Source organism: Pantoea sp. B623 (assembly GCF_024814475.1).
In the GTDB taxonomy this organism is placed as follows: domain Bacteria; phylum Pseudomonadota; class Gammaproteobacteria; order Enterobacterales; family Enterobacteriaceae; genus Pantoea; species Pantoea ananatis.
Map to the genome: position 1 here is coordinate 3,753,310 of NZ_JANUXM010000004.1, position 18,739 is coordinate 3,772,048.

Here is an 18,739-nt window from a genome sequence, read left to right on the forward strand (position 1 = left end):
CCTTGTTAAGCATCAGGGCGGGAGTGCTCCCGCCCGGTAAAAGAGGGGAAAACTACAGGCGCGCTGCCAGCACATCTTCCAGTTTTTGCTGGTCAACGGCGAACTGACGAATACCGTCAGCCAGTTTCTCTACCGCCATCGGGTCCTGATTATGTTCCCAACGGAATTCGGCTTCGGACAGCGGGGAAGGCTGGTGGAAACATTCGGTTGAGGGTTCGAGCTTGCGCTCTACGGGCTCCTCACTGTTTTGCAACTCTTCCAGCAGGTTAGGCGAAAGCGTCAGGCGGTCACAACCGGCCAGGGCAAGCACCTGCTCAACTTTACGGAAGCTGGCGCCCATGATGATGGTGTCATAGCGGTGCTTCTTGTAGTAATCGTAAATGCGGCGTACGGATTTCACGCCGGGATCTTCATCCACGTGATACGGGTCCATCGGTTTGCGGGTGTTGTACCAGTCGTAAATACGGCCCACAAAAGGTGAAATCAGGTAAACACCGGCTTCGGCACAGGCACGGGCCTGCGCGAAGGAGAACAGCAAGGTCAGGTTGCACTGGATACCATTTTTTTCCAGTTCTTCAGCCGCCTTAATGCCTTCCCAGGTGGAAGCCAGTTTGATCAGGATGCGTGAGCGGTCAATGCCGTGTTCTTCATACATGCGAACCAGCTTTTCCGCTTTCGTGACGCACATGCCACGATCGAAGGAGAGGCGCGCATCCACTTCGGTCGAAACACGGCCCGGTATGCTTTTCAGGATTTCCATACCGAGATTGATTGCCACTTTGTCGCTGGCGTTGATGATCTGCGTCTCTTTGCTGCCGCCCTGCTTTTTCGCATAGTCGATGGCGTCATCAATCAGGTGTTTGTAAGGCTGGAGAGCAGATGCTTTCAGAATAAGCGAGGGGTTGGTGGTCGCATCTTGTGGGTGATAATTTCGAATCGATTCGATATCGCCACTGTCAGCCACCACGGTAGTGAACTGTTTAAGGGCTTCAAGCTGGTTCATTTCTACACTCCTTGAAAAAAACGTTGTAACGAAAGGGAACACCTCTGGCCTCGTGCCCTAATCAGTGCAGACATTACCGGTCGCAGTAACGCCGACTCACCACCTTGCAACAGACTGGGTGCAGTGAAAATGCGTTTTCTCTGAATGTTGTGCGATGAGGGTAGCGCGCAATCATCCGAGATGACATTTCAGCGGATAACGACTGCCCGGTTATTAAGAATAGCAGCCATGACAAATGACGCAGACCAGACTGTAACAATCTGTGCCTTAAGAAATGAGGTTCTTTGAAGCGCCTCACCGCTTTGCGGTTGTCTGCTTTCTATACTGGGCGTTCACTTACCTGGCGAAGAAGGATGTCAAATGGATGACCAACTGAAGCAAAGTGCGCTCGATTTTCACCAGTATCCCACTCCCGGCAAGATTCAGGTCTCGCCCACTAAACCGCTGGCCACTCAGCGCGATCTGGCCCTGGCCTATTCACCCGGCGTCGCCGCACCCTGCTTAGAAATTGCCGCCGATCCCCTGGCCGCCCATAAATACACCGCACGCGGTAATCTGGTGGCGGTTATTTCTAACGGCACGGCGGTGCTGGGCCTGGGCAACATTGGTGCGCTGGCCGGTAAGCCGGTGATGGAAGGCAAGGGCGTTTTATTTAAGAAGTTTGCCGGTATTGACGTCTTTGATATTGAGGTCGATGAGCACGATCCCGATAAGCTGATCGAGATCGTCGCGGCGCTGGAACCCACCTTCGGCGGTATCAACCTGGAAGATATCAAAGCGCCAGAGTGTTTCTACATTGAGCAGCAGCTACGGCAACGCATGAAAATCCCGGTGTTCCACGACGATCAGCACGGCACGGCGATTATCTGCACGGCGGCGGTGTTAAACGGGTTGCGTATTATCAAGAAGGCGATTTCCGACGTGCGGCTGGTGGTCTCCGGCGCGGGCGCCTCGGCGATTGCCTGCATGAATCTGCTGGTCGCGTTGGGTTTGCAGAAGCACAATATTCAGGTGTGCGATTCAAAAGGGCTGATCTACCGTGGGCGCGAGCCCAATATGGCGGAGACCAAGGCCGACTATGCGGTTGAGGATCAGGGAAAACGTACGCTGGCCGAGGTTATTGAGGGCGCCGACATTTTTCTGGGCTGCTCTGGCCCGGATGTCCTGACGCCTGACATGGTCAAAACCATGGCCAGCGATCCGCTGATTCTGGCGCTGGCGAATCCGCAGCCAGAAATTCTGCCGCCGCTCGCTAAGGCCGTGCGGCCCGACGCCATTATCTGCACCGGCCGTTCTGACTATCCTAATCAGGTGAATAACGTCCTGTGCTTTCCGTTTATCTTTCGGGGAGCGCTGGATGTTGGCGCAACGGCCATCAATGAAGAGATGAAGCTGGCGGCGGTACACGCGATAGCCGAGCTGGCGCAGGCGGAGCAGAGCGATGTGGTGGCTTCGGCCTATAGCGATCAGGACCTGAGCTTTGGCCCGGAATATCTGATCCCCAAACCCTTCGATCCCCGGTTAATTGTGCAGATCGCCCCGGCGGTGGCGAAGGCGGCGATGGATTCCGGTGTGGCGACCCGGCCCATTAGCGACTTCGACGCCTATCGCGAACAGCTCACGGAATTCGTCTATAAAACCAATCTGTTTATGAAACCGATTTTCTCTCAGGCGCGCAAAGCGCCGAAGCGCGTGGTGCTGGCAGAGGGGGAAGAGGTTCGGGTGCTGCATGCGACGCAGGAATTAGTGTCGTTGGGGCTGGCAAAACCTGTTTTGATAGGCCGCCCGAACGTTATCGCGATGCGCCTTGAAAAGCAGGGGCTGAAGATCGAAGCCGGAAAGGATTTCGAAATCGTCAACAACGAATCCGATCCCCGTTTTAAAGCATACTGGAACGAGTATTACCAGATGATGAAGCGGCGCGGCGTAACGCCCGAGCAGGCACAGCGCGCGGTGATCGGTAATCCGACGCTCATTGGGGCCATCATGGTCTATCGCGGTGAAGCGGATGCGCTCATCTGCGGCACCATCGGGGATTACAACGAGCACTACGAGATTGTGGAGAAAGTGCTGGGCCTGCGTTCCGATGTGAAAGTGGCAGGGGCCATGAATGCCTTGCTGCTGCCGCACGGCAACACCTTTATTGCGGATACCTACGTAAATGAAGATCCCACACCCGAGCAGTTAGCGGACATCACGTTAATGGCGGCCGAAACCGTGCGGCGATTTGGTATTGAACCGCGGGTTGCCCTGCTGTCGCACTCCAGCTTTGGCACCTCAAATTCTCCTGGCGCTCGAAAAATGCGTGACGTACTGGCGCTGGTGCAGCAGCGCGCACCTGAGCTGGAAATTGACGGCGAGATGCACGGCGATGCGGCACTGGTAGAGAGCATTCGTCGGGAGATCATGCCCGACAGCCCGCTGAAAGGCAGCGCCAACCTGTTGATTATGCCCAACGTGGAGGCGGCACGAATCAGCTACAACCTGCTGCGCGTCTCGCACGCTGACGGCGTGACGGTGGGGCCGGTGCTGATGGGGATGACCAAACCCGTGCACGTACTCACCCGCATCGCCTCCGTGCGGCGCATCGTTAATATGGTGGCGCTGGCGGTGGTAGAAGCACAAACCCAGCCGCTGTAACACAACGGGGCCGCATGCAGCCCCGATTTTCACCTTCGCGCATGAAAGCGCTGTTAACTTTGTCTTCCTGCCCGTTACGCGGGGCAGGAAGACGAACGTCACTCGGGCAGGTTAAGCCAGTTCTTCACCGGCAGAAAATCGCGGTAGAGCGCGGCCTCTGGCGAATCCGGCTCAGGATGATAATCATATTCCCAGCGTACCAGAGGCGGCAGAGACATCAGAATCGATTCCGTTCTGCCTCCGGTTTGCAGGCCAAACAGCGTGCCGCGATCCCACACCAGATTAAATTCCACGTAGCGACCACGACGATAGAGCTGAAACTGACGTTCACGCTCGCCAAACGGCAACGACTTGCGGCGCGCCACGATGGGCTGATAGGCGTCCAGGAATCCCCGGCCCACCGCCTGAATCAGCGCGAAGCTTTTTTCAAAGCCAGGCAGATGAACATCATCGAAGAATAGCCCACCAATCCCGCGCTGCTCGTCACGGTGTTTTAGGTAGAAATAGTCGTCGCACCACTTTTTAAAGCGCGGGTACACGTCCTCGCCAAAAGGCTGGCAGAGATCAAAAGCCGTCTGATGCCAGTGCAGCGCATCCTCTTCGAAACCGTAAAACGGTGTCATATCGAAGCCGCCGCCAAACCACCAGATAGGCTCGGCACCCGGTTTTTCGGCAATAAAGAAACGCACGTTGGCATGGCTGGTCGGCACATAGGGATTGTGCGGATGAATCACCAGCGACACGCCCATGGCTTCAAAACTGCACCCGGCCAGTTCAGGCCGATGCGCGGTAGCGGACGCGGGCATCTGATCGCCATGAACGTGCGAAAAGTTGACGCCGGCCTGTTCAAAGACGGCGCCATCACGCAGCACGCGGCTTCGTCCGCCGCCGCCGCCGGGGCGCTGCCAGCTGTCTTCAATAAAATGGGCACCGCCGTCTTCGGCGGTCAGCTTGCGACAAATCTCATCCTGCAAATCCAACAGGAACGTTTTTACACGGGAGATATCTGGCATGTGATGAGCTTCTCTTGGTAAAAATTGGACGTGATTATAGCTGATTCATTATGACATTCGGCGATCGTACTCATCAAAGTAGTTGATTATTCCCGTGGCGATAGCCGACGCGATTTTTTGACGAAACGCGCTGGTGCCCAATAGCTGCTCTTCCCGTGGGTTGGTGATAAACGAGGTTTCCACCAGTACCGAGGGAATCGACGGCGATTTTAATACGGCAAAAGCGGCCTGTTCGGTGTGCTGACTGTGAAGGTGGTGCACCGGCCGGATCTGATCCAGCACATGTTTACCCAGCGTCAGGCTGTTCTTAATGGTATCCGTTTGCACCAGGTCAAACAGGATCTGCTGCAGATAGTGATCCTGCGCTTCCACCTTTGCGCCACCGACCTTGTCGGCATCGTTCTCTCTGTTCGACAGATAGCGCGCCATGCTACTGCTGGCACCGCGGTTGGACAGGGCGAAGACTGAGGCGCCGTTGGCATCGGGGCTGGTGTAGCCATCGGCATGGATGGACATGAACAGATTCGCGCCATGCTGATGGGCAATTTCCACGCGCTGATAAAGCGGAATAAAGTGATCGCTGTCGCGTGTCAGCCGCACTTCAATGCGGGGATGGGACTGCAGCTCACGGCGCACGTTGTTGGCGATTTCTAAGACAATATGTTTCTCTTCCGCGCCTTCTTCGCCCACCGCACCCGAATCAATCCCGCCGTGCCCCGGATCGATCATCACAATGCGTTTACCGTTACTGGCGGGTGGCTTGGGTGAGGAGTGACGAGAAGAGAGCGAAGCCTGCTGTTCTTTCGCCTGTACGGCGCGCGGGGACAAAACAGCCAGCGCCAGTCCTGACAGCAGAAGCTGGCGGCGGTGAATCAAACGTTTAAGCAAATGCATGTGCAGGTCCATAAGCAACAATCATGCAAAGTGTTATAGCGTAACGTTAGCGCCAGGGCGATCTTTCAAGCATTTCAGGTTATTACTTTGTATTTCAGCCCACTAACAGCCAAATCCCTTTTTTTTAACGTTGCCGCCAGTGGGGAGGGTTGCGCCTGACGAAGAAAGCGTGATAATCAGCAAATTGTGGTAAATAGCAGGAAAAGAAGATGGAAATCCGCACCTTCCGCCAGGAAGACTTTGAAGAAGTGATCACGCTCTGGGAACGCTGTGATTTGTTACGCCCGTGGAACGATCCGGAACTGGATATTGAACGCAAAATGCATCACGACGCCGATCTTTTTCTGGTGGCTGAAGTGGGCGGTGAAGTTGTCGGAACGGTCATGGGCGGCTACGACGGGCATCGCGGGGCGGCCTACTATCTGGCCGTGCATCCTGATTATCAGGGGCGTGGTTTTGCCAATGCCTTGATGAACCGACTTGAAAAAAAACTCATTGCGCGCGGCTGCCCAAAAATCCATTTGATGGTGCGTGAAGAGAACGATCAGGTCGTCGCCTTCTATGAAAAACTCGACTATGAAACGGTCGATGTGGTGTTGCTGGGTAAACGTTTAATCGAAGATCGTGAATATTAATTCCGTCTGGCCGCCTGAAGAGTACGACGATAAAGGTCAGCTGCGTCTGCCGTTTCTTTTTTGGCTGATTCTGCTGCTGCAGTCGCGTACCTGGCTGTTGCTGATCATGGCTGGCGCCTCACGCCAGCAGGGAAACGATCTTCTGGCGCTCTTTTACCCCGATCGCCAGGCCTTCTGGGTAGGGCTGGCGCTTGGCTTACCGGCGCTGGCGGGCCTGCTAATGACCGGCTATCGTTCGCGTTTGCCCCGACTGTGGCGCAGCTGGCGTCAGGTGTTGATGCTTTCCGTAGCAATTAACCTGATTTGGCAAGGCGCACAGCTGTATCTGGCGGACTTCCTCAGTTCACCGCTTCCCCTGTTACTGACGCTATTCGATCTGCTCGCGCTGCTCTGGTTATTCAGCAGCGTTCGGCTTCGCGCCTGCTTTTTACCCCAACCGCATGCTGAATAAACTTTTTGCCGCTTTGCGACTCCAATCAGTTCTGCCTTAGTGTTCTTTTATTAACAGGAGTTTTCATGAAAGCTGTTCGTTACACGTTACTGACTGTGGCCATGCTGGTCAGTGGGTGTGCCAGTTCCTCCGGTACTGATGCTAACAGCAGCCAGCAGGTAAGCTGGTGGAATCCACTGAGCTATCACTGGTCTGCCGCGCTGCCGTGGAACTGGTTTGGTTCCTCGCTTACGGCCACAGAGCAGGGCGTGGGCGGCATCAATGGCTCAACGACCATGACCGAAGCCGCCATAAAAGAGGGGTTGAAAGGCAAGTACGATCTGCGTCAGGGCATGCGCGGCCATAACGGCCAGGTGGTGTCGTTCTGGCAGGCTATGGATGACGGCAAAGTGATGCTGGTGATTTATGGTCAGACGCAGGTCGATCGCATTGAGGTGCTGGACAGCCGTATCGCCAGCGCCGATGGCAGCAAAATCGGTGACGCTTTCAGCGCCAAATTCGACAAAGCCTTCAACAACTGCGTGCTGGCGAGCGGACTGGACAACCGTGACGTGGAGTGCCGCGCGCCCAACAGTCAGCATCTTCGCTATGTCTACAGCGGAACCTGGCACGGGCCAGAAGGGTTGATGCCGTCGGATGACACACTCAAGAGCTGGACGCTCAGCAAAATTGTCTGGCAGCGCTAAGTCTTTTTTCACACCGCTCAACCGCAGGGCATAACCGGCCCTGCGCGTCCAATTCTGTTTTTCGTCTGTCTTTTCCCGCCGCCTTATGCCTTTTTCGACTTTGAAATCAGCAAACGATATATAAAACCGTTACGGGTTTACGCTGAGTTATAAATAAACTGCTGTATCTGCAGATGAGATCTGCATCAAATTTCCTCAGGGTGAACCATGACCTTACCAGCGATGAAAAAAATCGTGAGCGGACTCGCACTGTCGCTGAGTCTGGCCGGTGCCGCAAACGCGACCGAGCTGTTGAACAGCTCTTACGATGTCGCACGTGAATTATTTGTCGCCCTGAATGCGCCTTTTGTCAGCCAGTGGGATGCCAGCCATCCTGACGACAAGCTGACCATTAAGATGTCCCATGCCGGGTCATCCAAACAGGCGCTGGCGATCCTGCAAGGCCTGCGTGCCGATGTGGTGACCTATAACCAGGTCACCGATGTGCAGGTGCTGCACGATAAAGGCAAACTGATCCCTGCCGACTGGCAAACCCGCCTGCCGAATAACAGTTCGCCGTTTTACTCCACCATGGCGTTCCTGGTGCGCAAGGGAAACCCAAAGCAGATTCACGACTGGTCCGATTTAACCCGTGACGATGTGAAGCTGATTTTTCCTAATCCCAAAACCTCGGGCAACGGACGTTATACCTATCTTGCTGCCTGGGGCGCCGCCAGCAACGCTGACGGGGGCGATCAGGCTAAAACCCGCGCTTTTATGACAAAATTTCTGAAAAATGTTGAAGTCTTCGATACCGGTGGCCGAGGTGCTACGACCACCTTTGCTGAACGCGGTCTGGGCGATGTGTTGATCAGTTTTGAGTCTGAAGTGAATAACATCCGCAACCAGTACGGCAAAGACGACTACGAAGTCGTGGTGCCTAAAACCGATATTCTCGCGGAGTTTCCCGTTGCCTGGGTAGATAAAAACGTCGAGCAGAATAAAACAGCCGATGCAGCGAAAGCCTATCTGACCTGGCTGTATTCTCCTGCGGCGCAGAAAATTATTACGGATTTCTATTACCGCGTGAACAATCCGCAGTTAATGGCGCAGCAAAAAGCCCGTTTTCCTGCCACGAACCTGTTTCGTGTTGAAGACATTTTTGGCGGCTGGGATAACGTGATGAAAACCCATTTCGCCAGCGGTGGCGAGCTAGACCAGTTATTAGCGGCGGGGCGGTGATCATGTTTGCAGCCAGCCAAAAACGCGTCCTGCCCGGTTTCGGTCTCAGCCTGGGCACCAGCCTGCTCTTTACCTGTCTGGTGCTGCTGCTGCCAATCAGCGCACTGATTATGCAGCTGTCGCAGATGACGTTGCAGCAATACTGGGACGTGGTCACCAATCCGCAGCTCATCGCAGCCTATAAGGTCACGCTGCTGTCGGCCGGTGTGGCCTCACTGTTTAATGCCGTATTCGGCATGTTAATGGCGTGGATCTTAACGCGTTACCGTTTTCCGGGCCGCACGCTGCTCGATGGTCTGATGGATCTGCCGTTTGCGCTGCCGACCGCGGTTGCTGGCCTGACGCTGGCCGGTCTGTTTTCCGTGAACGGCTGGTATGGACAGTGGTTCGCGCATTTTGATATCAAGATCTCCTATACCTGGATCGGTATCGCGCTCGCGATGGCCTTCACCAGTATTCCGTTTGTGGTGCGTACCGTGCAGCCGGTGCTGGAAGAGCTGGGGCCTGAATATGAGGAAGCGGCTCAAACGCTGGGCGCCACGCCCTGGCAGAGCTTCCGCCGGGTCGTTCTGCCTGAAGTGGCACCGGCCTTACTCGCGGGCACCGCGCTGTCGTTTACCCGCAGCCTGGGCGAGTTTGGTGCGGTAATCTTTATTGCCGGCAACATCGCCTGGAAAACCGAAGTGACCTCGCTGATGATCTTCGTGCGCCTGCAGGAGTTTGACTATCCGGCAGCCAGCGCCATTGCCTCGGTCATTCTGGCGGCATCGCTGCTGTTACTTTTCGCTATCAACACCTTACAAAGCCGCTTTGGTCGTCGTCTGGGAGGCCATTAATGGCAGAGATTTCGCAACTCAATCATGCCGACCGCCAGCCTGTTAACTGGGCCAAGTGGCTGCTTATTGGTATCGGTGCGCTGATATCCTTGCTGCTGCTGGTCGTGCCGATGGTGTCCATCTTCTGGGAGGCCCTGCATAAAGGACTGGGCGTCACCTTAAGCAATCTGACCGACAGCGACATGCTCCATGCCATATGGCTCACGGTGCTGGTCGCATTGATTACCGTGCCGGTGAATTTAGTGTTCGGCACGCTGCTGGCCTGGCTGGTGACACGCTTTACCTTTCCGGGACGTCAGCTGCTTTTGACGCTGTTCGATATTCCCTTTGCGGTATCGCCTGTCGTGGCGGGCCTGATGTATCTCCTGTTCTGGGGCATTAACGGCCCGGCGGGCGGCTGGCTGGATGCCCATAATATTCAGGTGATGTTCTCCTGGCCTGGCATGGTGCTGGTCACCGTCTTCGTTACCTGTCCGTTTGTGGTGCGCGAACTGGTGCCGGTGATGCTGAGCCAGGGCAGTCATGAAGATGAAGCCGCGGTGCTGTTAGGTGCCTCGGGCTGGCAGATGTTCCGTCGCGTGACGCTGCCGAATATTCGCTGGGCCATGCTGTATGGCGTCGTGCTGACCAACGCCCGCGCGATTGGTGAGTTTGGCGCGGTTTCCGTGGTTTCGGGTTCTATTCGCGGTGAAACCTACACCTTACCGCTTCAGGTTGAATTACTGCATCAGGATTACAACACGGTGGGCGCCTTTACTGCCGCAGCCTTACTGACCGTGATGGCAATCGTGACGCTGTTTCTGAAAAGCATTGTGCAATGGCGTTTAGAGCAACAGCACAAACGCCTGCAACTGGAGGACAATCATGAGCATTGAGATTAACCAGATCAACAAATCCTTTGGTCGCACAGCGGTGCTGAACGATATCTCACTGGATATTCCGTCTGGCCAGATGGTGGCCTTACTGGGGCCGTCCGGTTCCGGTAAAACCACGCTGCTGCGCATCATTGCTGGACTGGAACATCAGAACAGCGGTCAGATTCGTTTTCACGACCACGATGTCAGCCGCCTGCACGCCCGCGATCGCCAGGTCGGATTTGTCTTCCAGCACTATGCGCTGTTCCGTCATATGACGGTCTTCGACAATATTGCCTTTGGCCTGACCGTGCTGCCGCGCCGTGAGCGTCCGTCCAGTGCGGAAATTAAAAAACGCGTCACGCGCCTGCTGGAGATGGTGCAGCTTTCCCATCTGGCGAACCGTTTCCCGGCCCAGCTTTCGGGGGGGCAGAAGCAGCGCGTCGCGCTGGCAAGAGCCCTGGCCGTGGAACCGCAAATCCTGTTGCTGGATGAGCCCTTTGGTGCGCTGGACGCTCAGGTGCGTAAAGAGCTGCGCCGTTGGTTACGTCAGCTGCACGAAGAATTGAAGTTCACCAGCGTGTTCGTCACCCACGATCAGGAAGAGGCGATGGAAGTGGCCGATCGCGTGGTGGTGATGAGCCAGGGCAGCATCGAACAGGTGGGGACGCCGGATGAAGTCTGGCGCGATCCCGCCACGCGCTTCGTGCTGGAATTCCTGGGTGAGGTTAACCGCTTCGACGGTGAAGTGCATGGTTCTCAGTTCCATGTCGGGGCGCACCACTGGCCGTTAGGCTATACCTCTGCACATCAGGGCGCGGTCGATCTGTTCCTGCGCCCGTGGGAAATCGACGTTTCGCGCAGAAGTAGCCTGGAAACGCCGCTGCCCGTTCAGGTCTTAGAAGTGAGTCCTCGTGGTCACTTCTGGCAGCTGGTGGTGCAGCCAACGGGATGGCAGAGCGAGCCCTTCTCGCTGGTCTTTGACGGTGAACAGACCGCGCCGTTGCGCGGCGAGCGCCTGTTCGTGGGGCTGCAGCAGGCCCGACTGTACCAGGGCGCGACACCGTTACGGGCGGTTGCCTTTGCACACAGCGCCTGATATTTTCTTTTTTCACGCAGGGCGGGACAGTGTCCCGCCTTTTTAATGACCTGAATACCGCGATAACCCGGGCTGTGGCCTGGATCAGGGCGGAGAGGGTTTTGCCAGGAAATGCATCGTGACCACTCTGGAAGACACCATCGGCAATACGCCGCTCATCAGATTACAGCGCCTGGCGCCTGACAACGGCAGTGAAGTCTGGCTTAAGCTGGAAGGCAATAACCCTGCCGGTTCAGTGAAAGATCGGGCCGCCTGGTCGATGATCCACCAGGCTGAGTTGCGCGGCGACATTACGCCGGGCGACCAGTTGATCGAAGCCACCAGTGGCAATACCGGCATTGCGCTGGCGATGATTGCCGCGATGAAGGGGTATCGGCTGCGGCTGCTGATGCCCGACAACATGAGTCAGGAGCGGCAGGATGCGATGCGCGCCTACGGCGCAGAACTGGTGCTGATTAGCCGCGAGCAGGGGATGGAAGGCGCACGCGATCGGGCTCAGGAGATGGCGGCACGGGGCGAAGGAAGGGTACTGGACCAGTTCAATAACCCGGATAACCCGCTCGGCCATTACCAAACCACCGGGCCTGAGCTGTGGCAGCAGTCGAAACAGCGAATGACCCACTTTGTTTCCAGCATGGGTACCACGGGAACCATTACTGGCGTAGGCCGGTTTTTAAAGGATCACCAGACCGGCGTTAAAGTGATTGGCCTGCAGCCTACCGAAGGCAGCAGCATTCCCGGCATCCGCCGCTGGCCCCAGGCTTACATGCCGGGCATTTATCGCCCTGAGTTGGTGGATGACATCATTGATATGGGACAGCAGGAAGCCGAAGAAACCATGCGCGCGTTAGCGCGACGTGAAGGCATCTTCTGCGGCGTCAGTTCCGGCGGTTCGGTTGCTGGCGCACTGCGCATCGCCCGGGCGAATCCGGGGAGTGTGGTGGTGGCTATCGTCTGCGACCGGGGCGATCGCTATCTCTCAACCGGAATTTATCAGTAGCGTCCTCCTCAATACCGATGCGTTAAAAAAGGCGTGTGTTGCCCACCAGGGCGCATAAGCCTTTTTTATTTACCGGAGTTGGCACTATGCTTAGTCGCATCTGTAAGGATCGCGTAAAACCGGCTGCGCATTACGCTGGCTCGGTTCAAAATAGCGCCAGTTACGCATGAGAGATAACAATGAAAATCTTGCTGGTAGATGACGACGTAGAGTTAGGCACCATGTTAAGCCAATACCTGATAACAGAAGGTTTTGACGCTCAGCTGGTGTTAACCGGCAGTGCCGGGGTTCAGGGAGCGCTGTCGGGGGAGTTTAGCGCCATGATACTGGACATTATGTTGCCCGATATGAGTGGCACCGACGTGCTGCGCCAGGTACGTCAGCAAAGCCGCCTGCCGGTAATTATGCTGACCGCCAAAGGCGATAATATTGATCGGGTCATCGGGCTGGAAATGGGCGCGGATGACTATATGCCCAAACCCTGTTATCCCCGTGAACTGGTTGCGCGTTTGCGCGCGGTCCTGCGCCGGGTTGAGGAGCTTGCACCGCAGCAGGACAAAAAAGAGATACTGCAGTGGGGCGAGCTCACCCTTAATTCTGCCAGGCGGATTACGGAGTGGAAGGGCAAAACGTTTGACCTGACCGCCTCAGAATTTAACCTGCTCGATTTGCTGCTGCGTTCACCCGACCGGGTAGTGACGAAAGACGAACTGTCAGAAAAAGGTCTGGGCCGACCGCGCGAAGCTTACGATCGCAGCGTGGATGTTCACATCAGTAATATTCGTCAGAAGCTCAGTGCGCTCACGGCGGAGAGCATTACGATTGAAACCGTTCGCAGCATTGGCTATCGCATTCGATGAGTCACAGCTATCGCGGACGCATGTTCTGGAAAATCCTGCTGGGCTTTTGGCTGGTATTTTTCATCATCAGCCAGCTTATCTGGCTGGGTTTTTCACTTTCCGGAACCCGCCACCATCCGCCTGAACTCCAGGTAACACAGCGTCTGGCGGATGTGTTAATGGCATCAGCCACGTCCGTGCTGGAACGTGAAGGGCCAGCCGCACTCAAGGTGATGACAGCAGAGTGGACGCCTGAGGAACGCCAGTTCCTGAGCATAAGTCCTGTTGATGACCTTCAGCCCGCCGTCAGCGCGCCGCCGCCGGTTTCCGATACCACTGATAAATCGTTTTTCCCCAATCGGTTGGTGCGTCAGGTAAAGGGTGCAGACGGCAACGATTATGAACTGATGTACGACCTCAGAGGAATGCGTGAGCTGAGTCGGGAAGGGCGACCACACAACTTTCTGAACATACCTGAACCCATGTTTATTTTTGCTGGCTCGGTAGGGCTGCTGTTCAGTTTGCTATTGGCCTGGAACCTGACCCGGCCAATGCGACAGCTACGCGAAGGGTTTTCGCGCGTGGCTAATGGGGATTTACGCGTCCGGCTTTATCCGGCACTGCGTAAACGCCACGATGAGCTGTCGAGCGTGGCTCAGGCATTCGATGCCATGGTAGAACGGCTGGATACGCTGGTGAAGGCGCGTGAGGCGCTGCTTCATGATATCTCTCACGAACTGCGCTCACCGCTTGCTCGCCTGCAGTTGGCCACCGGGCTGGCACGTCAAAGGCCAGAGAATGTCAGTACCTCACTGGATCGCATTGACGAAGAAGCGCAACGGCTTGATAAGATGATCGGCGAGCTGTTGACTCTGGCGCGTGCAGAACACGAAAGCATGCCGGGAGAACACTATTTTGACCTTGCGGGATTGCTGGAGGCGGTGGTGACAGACTTACGTTATGAAGCGCAGATCCCCGGTGTGGATGTTGTGTATGACGTTGATGAGCGCGCCGATCATACGGTGCGTGGCAATGCGGAACTGTGCCGCCGTGGCATTGAAAACGTATTACGCAATGCGCTGCGCTTCTCGCTGCCGGGACAACGTATTCATGTGAGCCTGAAGGTGGAATCGCAGTGGCTGGCTATTCACGTACGTGACCAGGGGCCGGGTGTGGAAGAAACCAAACTTTCCAGTATCTTTGACCCGTTTGTACGCGTGAATTCTCCGCTGATGGGCAAAGGTTACGGGCTGGGGTTGGCTATCGTACGTAAAGTGGTCTTGGCGCATCATGGGGAAGTGCACGCCGTTAACCGACCGGAAGGCGGGCTGGAGCTCACGCTGCGTTTGCCGCGCTGGCAGCCGGATTAACGCGGAAAACGAACATAAAAAAACGGCACCCTCAGGTGCCGTTTTTCGTTTACTTCCTGATGCGAATCACAGGGGTTTCACCCACAATGACCTGACCAGAAAGCTTCGTCAGATCTTTGATTTCATCCATGTTGGAGATGACAACAGGCGTCAAGGTTGATTTCGCTTTCTCTTCCAGCAGCGCCAGATCGAACTCAATAACCACGTCGCCTTTTTTAACCTTCTGACCTTCTTCAGCGATACGTTTGAAGCCTTCGCCTTTAAGTTCAACGGTATCAATACCGAAGTGAACAAAAAGCTCAATGCCGTTATCTGATTCGATTGAAAATGCGTGGTTGGTTTCGAAAATCTTGCCGATAGTCCCGTCAACCGGAGCAACCATTTTGTTGCCGCTTGGTTTGATCGCAATACCGTCACCCACGATTTTTTCTGCAAACACCACATCTGGTACGTCTTCAATGTTCACGATTTCGCCTGACAGAGGCGCTACGATATCAATTGTCCCAGCGCTATCTGTTTTTTCGCCAAAAAGTTTAGAAAACAAACCCATGATCTTCTCCTAAGCAGTAATTTGGGGCCAGCATCTCGTGGATCAGCAGAGCGTTTTTTCTTTAATGAACTTGTTAACCAGGTTCATTAAGTCTTCCGCCGTAGGTTGAGCCAGTGCCTGCTCTGCCAACGCCTTCGCATCTTCGAAATGTGTATTACGAATAATTTTCTTGATGCCAGGGATAGAAATGGCACTCATGCTGAATTCGTCCAGCCCCATTCCCAGTAACAGTAGTGTAGCACGTTCGTCACCTGCCAGCTCACCACACATGCCAGTCCATTTACCTTCAGCATGAGACGCATCAATAACTTGCTTGATGAGGTTCAGCACTGACGGTGTCATTGGGTTATACAGGTGCGAAATCAAATCATTACCACGATCTACTGCGAGAGTATACTGCGTCAAATCGTTTGTCCCAATGCTAAAGAAGTCGACTTCTTTAGCCAGGTGGCGGGCAATCACGGCTGAGGCAGGCGTTTCGACCATAATGCCGACTTCGATTGACTCATCAAACGCTTTGCCTTCTTCGCGTAACTGCGCTTTAAGCATGTCCAGCTCGGCTTTCAGACTGCGGACTTCTTCGACCGAAATAATCATCGGGAACATGATACGCAGCTTGCCGAACGAGGAGGCACGCAGAATGGCGCGCAGCTGAGCATGCAGGATCTCTTTACGATCCATCGCGATACGAATAGCACGCCAGCCGAGGAAGGGGTTCTCTTCTTTTGGCAGATTCATGTAAGGCAGGTCTTTATCACCGCCAATGTCCATGGTACGCACGATAACGGCCTGCGAGCCCATCGCTTCAGCAACGGCTTTGTACGCCTGGAACTGCTCTTCTTCGGTCGGCAGCGAATCGCGATCCATAAACAGGAACTCGGTGCGATACAAACCGACACCTTCAGCGCCATTACGCTCTGCGCCGGCGATATCTCGCACGGTGCCGATGTTGGCGCAGACTTCAACCTGATGACCATCCAGAGTTACCGCGGGCAGATCTTTCAGCTTAGCCAGTTCATGTTTTTCGGACAGGTACTGGTTCTGAACCGCTTTCAGCTCTTCCTGAACGGCGTCAGACGGATTGACGTGAATCGCATTGTTCACGCCATCCAGAATGATGAAGTCACCGTTTTTAATGGAGGTGGTCACGTTACCGGTGCCGACGATCGCAGGGATTTCTAACGAACGCGCCATGATAGACGTGTGCGACGTCCGACCACCCAGGTCGGTAATAAAGCCCAGCACCTTTTTCAGGTTTAGCTGTGCGGTCTCTGACGGCGTTAAATCTTTCGCCACCAGAATAGATTCGTCCTGGATTGCGCTCAGATCGACAATGTGCAGACCTAAAATATTTTGCAGCAGGCGTTTACCGATGTCGCGCACGTCCGCCGCACGCTCTTTCAGGTATTCATCATCCAGCTCTTCCAGCGCTTTAGCCTGAGCGTCAATCACGGAATTCACCGCGGCATCGGCAGTTGCGTGATCTTTTTTGATCAGGTCGGTGATTTCCTGCTCCAGCTCTTCATCTTCCAGCAACATGATGTGGCCTTCGAAGATCGCTGCTTTTTCTTCACCCAGGGATTCGCTGGCTTTGATGCGAATGGCTTCCAGCTGTTCAGCCGCTTTGCCGCGGCCCTGAAGAAAGCGCTGGATCTCCTGCTCAACCTGATCATCTGAAATCTTTTTACGGTTGATGACGATCTCGTCTTCTTTCAGCAGCAGAGCTTTGCCGAAAGCGATACCTGGTGATGCTAAAATGCCTGAAATCATAACCCTACCTTTTAATCACGATGGCTGACTGGACTCGTTGCATTGCCATAGTCGTGGGACACGTACTCTACGAAAGCAATAACGCGGACAGTTTGTCCGCGATCAAGATGTTGCACGCAATGGCGCAGAAGAGTCGTTTTAAAGCGGTGCAGAAAGGAGATTACTCCAGTTCCGCCATCAGCTTAACTAAATGCTCTACGGCTTTTTGCTCATCTTCACCTTCCGCAGAAAGGGTCACAACGGTGCCCTGGGTCAGACCCAGTGTCTGCAGCTTAAACAGGCTTTTAGCGCTGGCAGATTTACCATTGGAGGTGACAGTGATTTCTGACTGGAAGGCTTTAGCTTCTTTGACAAATTGCGCAGCAGGGCGAGTATGCAGTCCGTTTGGTGCGGTAATGGTAACTTCTTGCTGGAACATTCTATTTCCCCAACTTTTTCAGGATTAGTGTTATGGATCTAAAGTCTAGCCTGGAGCCCTAACTTTAGCCTGTGAAGGTGCGCGGGTATACATCTTACTGTCTAACAATGCGCTTGAATGAGTCTTTCATTCCCGCTGAGTGTCAAAAAGCGATTTGAGCACGTCACCGGTTAATTATGCCGTGATTTGCCCTTTCACTAAATCTGAATCTTGACTCAGCTTGATCCACTTCAAAGGAGGATTAATTTCAGGCTTCGAAATAATTGGCAGTCTAAATACCAGAGCCACGTGAGTGAAATCAATCTGCGACATGGTGAAAGTGAGATCTGGGCCACAAAAAAGCACCCATCCGGGTGCTTTTTAGGCATTTATCCGCACCCGTTTCGGGCTATTGCAGCTCTTTTTCGGTAAAGAGATCGGCAAACAGGGCAGTACTGAGATAGCGTTCGCCGGAAGAGGGGAGAATCACGACGATATTTTTATTGGCGTAAGCTTCATCTTCCTGCAGCTTCAGCGCGGCGGCAACGGCGGCGCCAGATGAAATACCGGCCAGGATGCCTTCTTCTTCCATCAGACGACGTGCAGTGGAGATAGCTTCTTCGTTGGTGATAGCCACTGCCAGGTCAATCAGCGACAGCTCCAGGTTGCCTGGAATAAAGCCAGCACCGATCCCCTGAATCTTGTGGGGGCCGGGTTTCAACTCTTCGCCCGCCATTGCCTGGGCAATGACCGGTGAGTCGGTTGGCTCAACCGCGACCGTGATCAATTCTTTTTTGCCTTTGGTGTTTTTTATGTAACGACTTACCCCGGTCAGGGTACCGCCGGTACCCACACCGGCGATGAACACGTCCACTTCGCCATCCGTATCTTCCCAGATTTCCGGGCCGGTGGTCTTTTCATGAATTTCCGGGTTAGCCGGGTTGCTGAACTGCTGCAGCAGCAGGAATTTGTCTGGATCGCTGGCAACAATCTCTTCAGCTCTTGAGATGGCACCTTTCATGCCTTTTGCGCCTTCGGTCAGCACCAGATTTGCGCCTAACGCTTTCAGCAGCTTGCGCCGCTCAACAGACATGGTATCCGGCATGGTGAGCGTCAGTTTATAGCCGCGTGCCGCCGCCACGTAGGCCAGCGCGATGCCGGTGTTGCCGCTCGTCGGCTCAACCAGTTCAATGCCAGGCTTAAGAATACCGCGTTTTTCCGCGTCCCAAATCATATTGGCACCGATACGGCATTTCACACTGAAGCTCGGGTTACGGGACTCCACCTTCGCCAGGATGCGGCCGTTACCGATGCGGTTCAGTCGAACCAGCGGCGTATGACCAATTGTTAAAGAGTTGTCTTCATAAATCTTGCTCATAGCCTGTCCTTAACTGTATGAATTATTGGGAACCCTCAGAGCATACCTGTTCTTCTTTCTGGCGGAAGGAAAGAAATCATATATCTATATGTCTCATGGCAAT

Annotated in this window: 18 protein-coding genes; 11 read left to right on the top strand and 7 right to left on the bottom strand. The window is 54.7% G+C overall.

What is annotated here, in order from left to right:
• Window positions 1-52: 52 nt before the first annotated feature.
• Complete coding sequence (gene tal / locus NXS97_RS19485) at window positions 53-1,003, bottom strand: transaldolase (protein ID WP_014594257.1); 951 nt, start codon at window positions 1,001-1,003, stop codon at window positions 53-55.
• Between the two features lie 360 nt (window positions 1,004-1,363).
• Here tal and maeB point away from each other — a divergent pair, with 360 nt between their 5' ends.
• On the top strand, window positions 1,364-3,643 hold the full coding sequence (maeB, locus tag NXS97_RS19490) for an NADP-dependent oxaloacetate-decarboxylating malate dehydrogenase (protein WP_013026654.1): 2,280 nt from the start codon (window positions 1,364-1,366) through the stop codon (window positions 3,641-3,643).
• A 98-nt stretch (window positions 3,644-3,741) separates the two neighbouring features.
• Here the strand turns inward: maeB and hemF are convergent, their stop codons facing one another.
• A complete protein-coding gene (hemF, locus tag NXS97_RS19495; protein WP_013026653.1) occupies window positions 3,742-4,656 on the bottom strand; it encodes an oxygen-dependent coproporphyrinogen oxidase in 915 nt (304 codons plus the stop codon).
• A gap of 48 nt (window positions 4,657-4,704) precedes the next feature.
• The gene (gene amiA, locus NXS97_RS19500) at window positions 4,705-5,550 is read right to left on the bottom strand and encodes an N-acetylmuramoyl-L-alanine amidase AmiA (RefSeq protein WP_029568366.1); all 846 of its coding nucleotides are present in this window, start codon (window positions 5,548-5,550) and stop codon (window positions 4,705-4,707) included.
• A gap of 209 nt (window positions 5,551-5,759) precedes the next feature.
• On the opposite strand from amiA, the gene NXS97_RS19505 reads away from it, so the two are divergent.
• The 10 genes from NXS97_RS19505 (at window position 5,760) to NXS97_RS19550 (ending at window position 14,541) form a co-directional block, all read left to right on the top strand.
• Complete coding sequence (locus NXS97_RS19505) at window positions 5,760-6,185, top strand: GNAT family acetyltransferase (RefSeq protein WP_006117810.1); 426 nt, start codon at window positions 5,760-5,762, stop codon at window positions 6,183-6,185.
• Window positions 6,175-6,636, top strand: coding sequence for a DUF2919 family protein (locus tag NXS97_RS19510; protein WP_064374162.1), 462 nt, complete (start codon window positions 6,175-6,177; stop codon window positions 6,634-6,636). The genes NXS97_RS19505 and NXS97_RS19510 overlap by 11 nt, the downstream gene beginning before the upstream one ends.
• A gap of 65 nt (window positions 6,637-6,701) precedes the next feature.
• Complete coding sequence (locus NXS97_RS19515; RefSeq protein ID WP_014605310.1) at window positions 6,702-7,322, top strand: RpoE-regulated lipoprotein; 621 nt, start codon at window positions 6,702-6,704, stop codon at window positions 7,320-7,322.
• A gap of 207 nt (window positions 7,323-7,529) precedes the next feature.
• Window positions 7,530-8,543, top strand: coding sequence for a sulfate ABC transporter substrate-binding protein (locus NXS97_RS19520; protein ID WP_015699780.1), 1,014 nt, complete (start codon window positions 7,530-7,532; stop codon window positions 8,541-8,543).
• 2 nt (window positions 8,544-8,545) lie between these two features.
• Window positions 8,546-9,379, top strand: coding sequence for a sulfate/thiosulfate ABC transporter permease CysT (gene cysT / locus NXS97_RS19525; RefSeq protein WP_014594252.1), 834 nt, complete (start codon window positions 8,546-8,548; stop codon window positions 9,377-9,379).
• Window positions 9,379-10,254, top strand: a complete 876-nt coding sequence (gene cysW, locus NXS97_RS19530) for a sulfate/thiosulfate ABC transporter permease CysW (RefSeq protein WP_013026647.1) — start codon at window positions 9,379-9,381, stop codon at window positions 10,252-10,254. The genes cysT and cysW overlap by 1 nt, the downstream gene beginning before the upstream one ends.
• A complete protein-coding gene (cysA, locus tag NXS97_RS19535) occupies window positions 10,244-11,332 on the top strand; it encodes a sulfate/thiosulfate ABC transporter ATP-binding protein CysA (RefSeq protein WP_013026646.1) in 1,089 nt (362 codons plus the stop codon). Before cysW ends, cysA begins: the two co-directional genes overlap by 11 nt.
• A 118-nt stretch (window positions 11,333-11,450) precedes the next feature.
• Window positions 11,451-12,332 (top strand): cysteine synthase CysM, encoded by an 882-nt coding sequence (cysM, locus tag NXS97_RS19540; RefSeq protein WP_028725107.1) that lies wholly within the window; start codon window positions 11,451-11,453, stop codon window positions 12,330-12,332.
• A 179-nt stretch (window positions 12,333-12,511) separates the two neighbouring features.
• On the top strand, window positions 12,512-13,192 hold the full coding sequence (locus NXS97_RS19545) for a response regulator transcription factor (protein ID WP_013026644.1): 681 nt from the start codon (window positions 12,512-12,514) through the stop codon (window positions 13,190-13,192).
• A complete protein-coding gene (locus NXS97_RS19550) occupies window positions 13,189-14,541 on the top strand; it encodes an ATP-binding protein (protein WP_013026643.1) in 1,353 nt (450 codons plus the stop codon). The genes NXS97_RS19545 and NXS97_RS19550 overlap by 4 nt, the downstream gene beginning before the upstream one ends.
• A 49-nt stretch (window positions 14,542-14,590) precedes the next feature.
• Here the strand turns inward: NXS97_RS19550 and crr are convergent, their stop codons facing one another.
• The 4 genes from crr to cysK all read right to left on the bottom strand — a co-directional run bounded on the left by crr (window position 14,591) and on the right by cysK (window position 18,636).
• On the bottom strand, window positions 14,591-15,091 hold the full coding sequence (gene crr, locus NXS97_RS19555; RefSeq protein ID WP_013026642.1) for a PTS glucose transporter subunit IIA: 501 nt from the start codon (window positions 15,089-15,091) through the stop codon (window positions 14,591-14,593).
• Between the two features lie 42 nt (window positions 15,092-15,133).
• Window positions 15,134-16,861, bottom strand: a complete 1,728-nt coding sequence (gene ptsI, locus NXS97_RS19560) for a phosphoenolpyruvate-protein phosphotransferase PtsI (RefSeq protein ID WP_013026641.1) — start codon at window positions 16,859-16,861, stop codon at window positions 15,134-15,136.
• A gap of 160 nt (window positions 16,862-17,021) precedes the next feature.
• The gene (ptsH, locus tag NXS97_RS19565; RefSeq protein ID WP_003848868.1) at window positions 17,022-17,279 is read right to left on the bottom strand and encodes a phosphocarrier protein Hpr; all 258 of its coding nucleotides are present in this window, start codon (window positions 17,277-17,279) and stop codon (window positions 17,022-17,024) included.
• Window positions 17,280-17,667: 388 nt separating this feature from the next.
• Entirely contained in the window at window positions 17,668-18,636 is a 969-nt protein-coding gene (gene cysK / locus NXS97_RS19570; RefSeq protein WP_013026640.1) for a cysteine synthase A, read from the bottom strand.
• Between the last annotated feature and the right edge of the window lie 103 nt (window positions 18,637-18,739).

Bases quoted from the DNA above. Each gene is read 5' to 3' on its own strand.
- NXS97_RS19550 (WP_013026643.1), top strand. From the start codon at position 13,189: ATGAGTCACAGCTATCGCGGACGCATGTTCTGGAAAATCCTGCTGGGC.
- cysA (WP_013026646.1), top strand. From the start codon at position 10,244: ATGAGCATTGAGATTAACCAGATCAACAAATCCTTTGGTCGCACAGCG.
- NXS97_RS19545 (WP_013026644.1), top strand. From the start codon at position 12,512: ATGAAAATCTTGCTGGTAGATGACGACGTAGAGTTAGGCACCATGTTA.
- cysK (WP_013026640.1), bottom strand. From the start codon at position 18,636: ATGAGCAAGATTTATGAAGACAACTCTTTAACAATTGGTCATACGCCG.
- NXS97_RS19520 (WP_015699780.1), top strand. From the start codon at position 7,530: ATGACCTTACCAGCGATGAAAAAAATCGTGAGCGGACTCGCACTGTCG.
- ptsI (WP_013026641.1), bottom strand. From the start codon at position 16,861: ATGATTTCAGGCATTTTAGCATCACCAGGTATCGCTTTCGGCAAAGCT.
- NXS97_RS19515 (WP_014605310.1), top strand. From the start codon at position 6,702: ATGAAAGCTGTTCGTTACACGTTACTGACTGTGGCCATGCTGGTCAGT.
- cysT (WP_014594252.1), top strand. From the start codon at position 8,546: ATGTTTGCAGCCAGCCAAAAACGCGTCCTGCCCGGTTTCGGTCTCAGC.
- cysW (WP_013026647.1), top strand. From the start codon at position 9,379: ATGGCAGAGATTTCGCAACTCAATCATGCCGACCGCCAGCCTGTTAAC.
- hemF (WP_013026653.1), bottom strand. From the start codon at position 4,656: ATGCCAGATATCTCCCGTGTAAAAACGTTCCTGTTGGATTTGCAGGAT.
- amiA (WP_029568366.1), bottom strand. From the start codon at position 5,550: ATGCATTTGCTTAAACGTTTGATTCACCGCCGCCAGCTTCTGCTGTCA.
- tal (WP_014594257.1), bottom strand. From the start codon at position 1,003: ATGAACCAGCTTGAAGCCCTTAAACAGTTCACTACCGTGGTGGCTGAC.
- ptsH (WP_003848868.1), bottom strand. From the start codon at position 17,279: ATGTTCCAGCAAGAAGTTACCATTACCGCACCAAACGGACTGCATACT.
- NXS97_RS19505 (WP_006117810.1), top strand. From the start codon at position 5,760: ATGGAAATCCGCACCTTCCGCCAGGAAGACTTTGAAGAAGTGATCACG.
- crr (WP_013026642.1), bottom strand. From the start codon at position 15,091: ATGGGTTTGTTTTCTAAACTTTTTGGCGAAAAAACAGATAGCGCTGGG.
- maeB (WP_013026654.1), top strand. From the start codon at position 1,364: ATGGATGACCAACTGAAGCAAAGTGCGCTCGATTTTCACCAGTATCCC.